Origin of the sequence: Tardiphaga sp., from assembly GCF_025356345.1 — a bacterium.
Classification (GTDB): Bacteria; Pseudomonadota; Alphaproteobacteria; order Rhizobiales; family Xanthobacteraceae; genus Tardiphaga.
The window spans coordinates 1-7,584 of sequence record NZ_JANXTC010000225.1; the positions used below are offsets into that span (position 1 = coordinate 1).

7 protein-coding genes, 1 tRNA gene and 1 pseudogene are annotated in these 7,584 nt (G+C 63.2%); 4 read left to right on the plus strand and 5 right to left on the minus strand.

Annotation, left to right across the window (positions count from 1 at the left end; genetic code table 11):
* Positions 1–338: pseudogene (obgE, locus tag Q0S16_RS13685) on the minus strand (GTPase ObgE); the annotation flags it as partial.
* A 103-nt stretch (positions 339–441) separates the two neighbouring features.
* Positions 442–1,776: an amidohydrolase gene (locus Q0S16_RS13690; RefSeq protein WP_295849102.1), complete on the minus strand. Its 1,335-nt coding sequence runs from the start codon at positions 1,774–1,776 to the stop codon at positions 442–444.
* 153 nt (positions 1,777–1,929) lie between these two features.
* Here Q0S16_RS13690 and Q0S16_RS13695 point away from each other — a divergent pair, with 153 nt between their 5' ends.
* Together Q0S16_RS13695 and Q0S16_RS13700 are read left to right on the plus strand one after the other, a co-directional pair.
* Positions 1,930–2,838, plus strand: a complete 909-nt coding sequence (locus Q0S16_RS13695) for a DMT family transporter (protein ID WP_295849104.1) — start codon at positions 1,930–1,932, stop codon at positions 2,836–2,838.
* Positions 2,839–3,018: 180 nt separating this feature from the next.
* Positions 3,019–4,224: an MFS transporter gene (locus tag Q0S16_RS13700; protein WP_295849106.1), complete on the plus strand. Its 1,206-nt coding sequence runs from the start codon at positions 3,019–3,021 to the stop codon at positions 4,222–4,224.
* A gap of 31 nt (positions 4,225–4,255) precedes the next feature.
* On the opposite strand, the gene Q0S16_RS13705 is transcribed toward Q0S16_RS13700, so the two are convergent.
* The 3 genes from Q0S16_RS13705 to rplU form a co-directional block, all read right to left on the minus strand.
* Complete coding sequence (locus tag Q0S16_RS13705) at positions 4,256–4,846, minus strand: GNAT family N-acetyltransferase (protein WP_295849109.1); 591 nt, start codon at positions 4,844–4,846, stop codon at positions 4,256–4,258.
* 133 nt (positions 4,847–4,979) lie between these two features.
* On the minus strand, positions 4,980–5,252 hold the full coding sequence (gene rpmA / locus Q0S16_RS13710) for a 50S ribosomal protein L27 (RefSeq protein WP_295849111.1): 273 nt from the start codon (positions 5,250–5,252) through the stop codon (positions 4,980–4,982).
* Between the two features lie 106 nt (positions 5,253–5,358).
* Positions 5,359–5,751 carry a 50S ribosomal protein L21 gene (rplU, locus tag Q0S16_RS13715; protein ID WP_295849112.1) on the minus strand — a complete coding sequence of 131 codons (393 nt, stop codon included), beginning with the start codon at positions 5,749–5,751 and terminating at the stop codon, positions 5,359–5,361.
* 337 nt (positions 5,752–6,088) lie between these two features.
* Between rplU and Q0S16_RS13720 the strand changes: the two genes are divergently transcribed.
* Both Q0S16_RS13720 and Q0S16_RS13725 read left to right on the plus strand, forming a co-directional pair.
* On the plus strand, positions 6,089–7,198 hold the full coding sequence (locus Q0S16_RS13720) for an ROK family protein (RefSeq protein WP_295849113.1): 1,110 nt from the start codon (positions 6,089–6,091) through the stop codon (positions 7,196–7,198).
* 169 nt (positions 7,199–7,367) lie between these two features.
* Positions 7,368–7,457, plus strand: a tRNA-Ser gene (locus Q0S16_RS13725).
* The last annotated feature ends 127 nt before the right edge of the window (positions 7,458–7,584 follow it).

Genomic DNA, 7,584 nt, shown 5'->3' on the forward strand with positions numbered 1-7,584 from the left:
TCGCCGAGCTTGGTGAAGTCGTGGATCAGCGTTTCGCGATCCTCGTCAAAAATCTGCGTGCCGACCGGCACCTTCAGCGTCACGGCCTTGCCGTTGGCGCCGTGGCGGTCCTTGCCCATGCCATTGGTGCCTTTCGGCGCCTTGAAGTGCTGCTGGTAGCGATAGTCGATCAGCGTGTTGAGGCCGTCGACGACTTCGATGATGACATCACCGCCGCGACCGCCATTGCCGCCGCTTGGTCCACCGAACTCGATATACTTCTCACGGCGAAACGCCACGCAACCGTTACCGCCGTCGCCGGAGCGGATATAAACCTTGGCTTCATCGAGAAATTTCATGCGCCTGCCGTACCATGGATTGCCCGGAAAAGGCTATCTTTCCGGGCAAATTATTCCCCCGACCGACACATGTGTCGAAACCGTGGCGCGGGTTAACCATGCCTCAGCGGGCCGCCCTCTGATCGAAGGCGCTGAGCACCGCCAGCGTCATCGCCTGGATCCCTGTCTCGATGGTCGGCTTCGGAACCGGCGCGAAGAACGGCGAGTGGTTGGGGGCGACCTGCGCGCCGCCCGCATCGGCCGCCGCCACGCGCTGCGGATCATAGACACCGATGCTGAAGAATAGCGACGGTACGCCGGCATTGACGTATTCGGAGAAGTCCTCGCTGGCTGTGCCGATCGGCGCGGGCTTCAACTGGTCACCAAACGCGGCGCGCAACACCTTCGCGGACATTTCCGCGACTTTCGCGTCATTGACGACCGCCTTGCCGCCCTCGGTGATCTTGATCTCCGGTTCGGGCGCGCCGGACATGATGGCTTCCGCCTTCGCTGTGCGTTCGATGCCGGCGAGAATTTTGCTCCGCACGTCGGGTTTGTAGGTCCGGATCGTCCCAAGCACGGTGACATCGTCCGGAATGATGTTCTCGGCGGTGCCGCCATGAATGGCGCCGATCGAGACGACGCCAAACTCGCTGGGGCTCTTCTCGCGGCTGATCACACCCTGCATATCGACCACGAAGCGCGCCGCCATCAGCACCGGGTCGATGGTCAGGTGCGGCGCCGAGCCATGGCCCCCGCGGCCGCGAAACTTGATCGCGAGGCTGTCGGAATTCGACGAAATTTCACCGACCCGGTACGCCACGGTGCCATAAGCGCGCGGCGAATCGTGAAGTCCGAACGCAAAGTCAGGCTTTTTGAACCGGGTGAACAGGCCGTCCGCCAGCATCGCCTTGGCACCGGAGACGGTTTCTTCCGCCGGTTGAGCGATGAACATCAGGGTCCCCTGCCACTGATCCTTCATGCTGAGCAGCGTCTTGGCCGTCCCGACCCAGCTCGCCATGTGAATATCGTGGCCGCATGAATGCGCCACGAAGGTCTCCACGCCGTTCCAGTTGGTCTTCTCACGGCTGGCATATGGCAGCCCGGACTTTTCCTCCATCGGCAGCGCGTCAAGTTCGGTGCGGACCATGATGGTGGGGCCGTCACCGTTCCGGTAGATCGCGACGAGGCCTGTCTTGCCGACCTGTTCGGTCACCTCGAAGCCTAGCGCGCGCATCTCCGCGGCAAGCCGGGCCGCCGTTCTCACCTCTTGGAACGCCAGTTCCGGATGAGCGTGCAGGTCCTTGTAGAGTTCGTCGAGTTTGGGGTAGTTCGCGTCCAGCGACGTTTGGATAGCCGCCTTCGTCCGGGCGACGTCGATGTCGGCGTGGGCCGGAACGGCAGCCAGTAAAGGCAAGGCGGCGGACAGCGACAGCAAACGGCGAAAACCCGGAATCATTTCATTTTCCCTATGTTATTTGCGGTCAGTATCGAGACTTCAGTCTCGCCGCGTCAATCGGTAACATCACGCAGCCGTGCCGGGCACCGAGCCCGGGTTGATCGTCTGTCAAAACCCCTCTACCGATCTTGCTTCGGAAATGAGCATCCCGCCATGTTTGGAATGAAGGCCCCAGGCGCTGATGCGCGGTCTCCCGCGCTGGCAGGCATCGGGCTGATGCTGGCCGGCATTTGCCTGTTTTCGCTGGGCGACGCGATCGGCAAATACCTGGTCATCGATCACTCGGTCGGGCAGTTGCTGTTTCTGCGCGCGATCGCGGCACTGCTGTTCCTGTCGCCGTCGATCTGGCAATATCGCGCCGAGTTCCTGCGGCTCGAGCGTCCGCGGCTGCAACTGGCGCGGATGGTGCTGTCGACCGTCGACGTCGCTGCGTTTTTCGCGGCCACGGTGTATCTGCCGCTCGCCGACGTCATCACCTTCTATCTGGCGGTACCCATTTTCGTCACCGCAGGCTCGGCCATCTTTTTGCGCGAGGAGGTCGGCTGGCGACGTTGGAGCGCGGTGGCCGTCGGCTTCTGCGGCGTGCTGATCGCTCTGCAGCCATCGCCACAGAGCTTTACCTGGCCGGCATTGATTGCTCTGTGCGGCAGCGCGTCGTTTGCCAGTCTGATGCTGTTGACGCGCACGCTGCGCTCCGCGCCCGACGTCGTACTGGCCTCGACGCAGTTCATGGGTTCGCTCGCCTTCGGCGCCGTGATGGCGCCGTTCGGCTGGGTCACGCCAAGCGTCGGCGATGCCGGCATGTTCCTGTTCGGCGGCGTGACATCGGTGTGTGCGCTGTTGTGCGTCAACCGCTCGCTGAAGCTGGCACCGGCCAGCGTGGTGGTGCCGTATCAATATACGATGATCATCTGGGCGGTGCTGTTCGGCTATGCCGTGTTCGGTGACGTGCCGTCGATCGCGACGCTGATCGGCGCGGCGATCATCGTGACGGCGGGACTGTATATCTTCCTGCGCGAGCGGCAGCTCGGCAAGGTGCCGGAAGTCAGTCCGCCGGTGTGAGCGGAGGGGCAGGAAGATCGCGCGCCCCCCTTACGCATCTGCGGTTGACGCGCTCGAATCGATGCGATACGTCGCCGCGCATCGAGAGCAGGACTTCTGTTCATCCGTAAGCGTTAACGTCACTCAACGCGCCATTCCGTGCCTCGGGCTTCCCGCGGCGGAATATGAAAGGCGCGTGCCGTGACTGTTACTTCCTCCCTCGGTTCTTCCATCGACCAAGCCTCCGAGCGATCGGTCCTGTCGGGTCTGTTGCCGCTGGTGTGCATCGTCCTGCTGGGCTTTCTCGCCGTCGCCGCGCCGCTGCCGGTGCTGTCGATCTACGTGCATCGCGATCTCGGATTCAGCGGCTTCACGGTGGGCTGCGTGATCGGGGTGCAATCGCTGGTCACCGTGGTCTCGCGCCATTTGGCGGGCACGCTATGCGACCGCCACGGGCCGCGCCGCGTGGTGCTGCTGGGATTGCCCATGGCCGCATTGGCCGGCGCGTTCTACATCGCCTCGCTGGCGCCGATCACGCCGACCGGGAGGCTCGCGATTCTGGTGATCGGCCGTGTCCTGCTCGGGCTCGGCGAGAGTCTGTTCATCACGGGGACCATGAGCTGGGGCATTGGCCGCATCGGGGCTGCCCGCACCGGCCGGGTGATGTCCCTGCAGGGCATCGCGATGTATGCCGCGCTGGGGCTCGGCGCGCCACTCGGTCTCGCCGCGTATGATGCCACCGGCTTTGCCAGCGTCGGCGCGCTGACCATCCTGATGCCGCTGGTCGCGGCCGTCATTGCCATGGTGCTGCCGGCCGTGGTCCCGGCTGCCGGCGGTGATCGCGTTGCTTTCCATCGGGTGATCGGCCTGATCTGGCTGCCGGGCACGTTGCTGATGCTGGCCACCGTGCCGTTCGCCAGCATGGCGGCGTTCCTGCCGCTCGATTATGCCGCGCAAGGCTGGAGCAGCGCCGGCTATGCCATGACGGCGTTCGGGATCGGTTACGTCGCGGTGCGGCTGGTCGGTTCGCATCTGACCGACAAGCATGGCGCCGCGGTGGTGGTCGGCATCTCGCTGGCGATCGAAGGCTGCGGCCAGGTGCTGCTCTGGCTGGCGCCTTCGCCGACCTACGCGGTGGCCGGCGCAGCCCTTACGGGGATCGGCTTCTCGTTGATCTTTCCGGCCATGGGCGTGATTGCCACACGCCGCGTTCCGCCGGCCCAGCGCGGTCGCGCCGTCGGCAACTTCATCGCGTTTTTCGATCTCGCCCTCGGCGTGACGGGGCCGGTTGTCGGTCTTGTCTCCGGCGGGTTCGGCTACCCGTCGGCATTTCTGGTGGGCCTTGTTGCGATCGCCGCGGCGGGTTTGATGCTTCCGGGGATCGGTCGCATGCGCACCGCGTCATAGCGGCACGGCGACAGGCGCGCACGGCATGCGCCTATCGCCGCGTCGCATCGCCCCAGTGCTTCAGCGACGACCACACACCGCGGCTGAGCTTGAAGCAGTCGACCGGCGTCGATGAACCGATCGCCTCGAAACGGTGCAACTCGACGCCGCTCCACTGGAAGCCGCACTTCTCCAGGATGTTGCGCGACGCCGGGTTGGCGACGCGGGCGCTGGAGATCAGATGCGCGACGTTGAATTCCTCGAAGGTGAAATCAATCACCGCGCGCGCGGCCTCGGTCGCAAAGCCCTGGCCCCAATGCGCCACGCCCAGCCAATAGCCAAGTTCCGGCAGTTCCGGCGCGCGCCAGTCGACGCCGACCATGCCGATCGGCTGATGATCGAGCTCGATCAGGAACACGGTGTCGCTGTTGGCCTCGCCCAGCGAGTTGACGAAGGCCACCGCGTGGTCGTGCAGATAGGGGAAGGGCAGCCGGCGGGTCATCTCGGCGATGCGCCGGTCATTGGCGAGTTCGACGATGGCTTTCACGTCCGCGAGCGTCGGCTTGCGCAGGGCCAGCCGCTGGGTCTCGAGGACGCAGCCTCTGCTTTCGCGCAAGGTCGGGGTCGGAATGTCCTGCAGCATCTTCGGCTCCTGTATGCGCCGCGAGGCGACGCACCAAAAGAAAGGGGGAGGCCGGTTTCCCGCCTCCCCCTGGAGCCTTGTCTGGCGTCCGCGGGTTCAACAGGACCCGGCGGACTCCAATGTGTCCACCGTATTATTCGGCCGCGGCTTCGAGAATCGGCAGAACCGATACGAAGGTGCGGCCGTTGGCTTTGGCGCGAAACTGCACATGGCCTTCGACCTTGGCGAACAGGGTATGGTCGGTACCCATGCCGACATTAAGGCCGGGATGCCAGGTGGTGCCGCGCTGACGCGCGATGATGTTGCCGGGGATTACGCGCTCGCCGCCATACATCTTGATTCCGAGGCGTTTGCCCGCCGAATCACGACCGTTTCGCGATGAACCGCCTGCTTTTTTATGAGCCATAGCCCGTCTCCGATTTCGATAAGATCTAGATCAATTCCTTGACGGAATTATCTCACATTTTTTCAACTTGTCGCGGCGATGGATCGCCGCGCCATAGTGCGTTCGATCAGGCTGCGTCTTCGGCTTCCACCGGAGCGACAACAACCGCCTTTTCACGCTTCGGCCGGGGTCCGATCGTCGGCGCCTTGCCGTCGGCCAGGATCTCGGTGATGCGCAGCACGGTGATCTCGTCGCGGTAACCACGCTTGCGGCGCGAATTCTTGCGGCGGCGCTTCTTGAACGAGATGATCTTCGGGCCGCGCTTGTGCGACAGCACTTCGGCCGCCACGGTGGCGCCCTCAACCATCGGAAGTCCGAGCACGGGCGTATCGCCGCCGAGCACCAGAACCTGGCCGAGCTGGATGATCGTTCCAACTTCGCCTTCAATCTTGCCTACTTCGAGCACATCTTCAGCGACGACGCGATATTGCCGCCCGCCGGTCTTGATGACTGCGAACATCTCTATATTCCTTCGTGATCTTTCCAACCTCGGATGCTCCGGGCCGGCTTTTTGTTAATTCTTGAGTTTTGCCGCGGTCATCCCGAAGGATTTCAGCGCATTCTTGCGATCCTGGGGACGTTGCCGCCAGCCGCGCAAAAACAATCGGCGCGAGGAAAAACCTGCGCCGGGTGCGGGAGTTATAGCCGGGCCACTCGGAGAGTCAAGGAAAAGTCCGGTAAACAGCACGAAATCGAAGGTTCGGCCGATTGGCGACGGCCCTCCGCCGTGCCGATCGAGCCATGCAACCAACCGGTTCCCGGCGCATTGTCAGTCGATTTGCAATGCAGGGGTAAAAATGGCTGACGACACTTTGACGACCGCCGGCATCGGCAGGCACGGCGCGAACCGGCTTCCCTCGGTCGATGTGGACAGCTTCAACATCGAGTTGAAGGACGATGACGGGTTTCTCGGCGACCGCGCCAGCAAGGGCGCCTTCCAGCGGATCCTCGATGGCCTGCGCAAGCCGCTGCAGAAGAATGGCGACGACCCGCTCGGCAAGAAGGCCACGCAGGAAATCGGCAAGTCGACGCTCGACGAGGCGCTGCTGGGCGAGGACATCGCGGCCGCGGCGCTGGTCCATGGCGCGATCGAGGATTTTGCCCAGGAGCTGGCCTACGTCACCCGTCGCTTCCTGAAGAGCAAGGCGTGGACCGATACGGAATGCATCGTGGTCGGTGGCGGTTTCCGCCAGAGCCGGCTCGGCGAGCTGGCGATTGCGCGGACTGGCCTCTTGCTCAAGGCCGAGGGCCTCAAGGTCGATATGATTCCGATCCGGTTTCATCCGGACGAGGCCGGGCTGCTGGGTTGCCTGCATCTGGCGCCGTCCTGGATTTTCGAGGGCCATGACACCATCCTGGCGGTCGACATCGGTGGCTCCAACATCCGCTGCGGGGTGGTGGAATCGCGCTGGAAAAAGGCGCCGGACCTGTCGAAGGCGACGGTCTGGAAGTCCGACTTATGGCGTCATGCCGATGACGAGCCGACCCGCGAAGGCGCCGTGAAGCGGCTGGTGAAGATGTTGAAGGACCTCATTACCGCGGCCGAGGCCGAAGGCTTCAAGCTGGCGCCGTTCATCGGGATTTCCTGCCCGGGCGTGATCAACGAGGACGGCACCATCGAAAAGGGCGCGCAGAACCTGCCGGGCAATTGGGAAAGCAGCAAGTTCAACCTGCCGGCGCTGCTGGCGGCAGGCATTCCACAGATCGGCGCGCACGACACCGCCGTGCTGATGCACAATGACGGCGTCGCCCAGGGTCTCAGCGAGGTGCCGTTCATGCAGGATTGCGAGCATTGGGGCGTGTTGACCATCGGAACGGGCCTCGGCAATGCCCGCTTCACCAACCGCAGGAAGGACAAGAAGGAAAAGGACAAGGACGACAAAAAGGACAAGAAAGCCAAGGACTGAGCGTTGCCTGGCCGCCTGGTTTCGGCGCGGCCGCCAGTGGTCAGGCCGTTTGTGGCCGGTCAGGGTGATGGATTGCAGAAATTACGTCGCATCCGGCTTGTCTGATCCGCGAACCTCGCCTAGAACACCGACCAACCACCTGCGGGCGACCGCGGGTTCTTGGCGCCTTGGAGAGGTGGCAGAGTGGTTGAACGTACCGCACTCGAAATGCGGCATAGGTGCAAGCCTATCGGGGGTTCGAATCCCCCCCTCTCCGCCAGCTTAAAAACCGATTACATTTATTTTAAAAACTAAGCTTCAAACGACGACGGTCGATAACGCACCATTCATTCGAATTGCAGGTGAATTATCGCAATTAATTTGACAGGTGGAAGCTATAGAACATA

What these genes read in the sequence shown, in the direction of transcription:
- rplU (WP_295849112.1), bottom strand. Translation starts at nt 5,751, where the DNA reads ATGTTCGCAGTCATCAAGACCGGCGGGCGGCAATATCGCGTCGTCGCT.
- Q0S16_RS13720 (WP_295849113.1), top strand. Translation starts at nt 6,089, where the DNA reads ATGGCTGACGACACTTTGACGACCGCCGGCATCGGCAGGCACGGCGCG.
- rpmA (WP_295849111.1), bottom strand. Translation starts at nt 5,252, where the DNA reads ATGGCTCATAAAAAAGCAGGCGGTTCATCGCGAAACGGTCGTGATTCG.
- Q0S16_RS13705 (WP_295849109.1), bottom strand. Translation starts at nt 4,846, where the DNA reads ATGCTGCAGGACATTCCGACCCCGACCTTGCGCGAAAGCAGAGGCTGC.
- Q0S16_RS13695 (WP_295849104.1), top strand. Translation starts at nt 1,930, where the DNA reads ATGTTTGGAATGAAGGCCCCAGGCGCTGATGCGCGGTCTCCCGCGCTG.
- Q0S16_RS13690 (WP_295849102.1), bottom strand. Translation starts at nt 1,776, where the DNA reads ATGATTCCGGGTTTTCGCCGTTTGCTGTCGCTGTCCGCCGCCTTGCCT.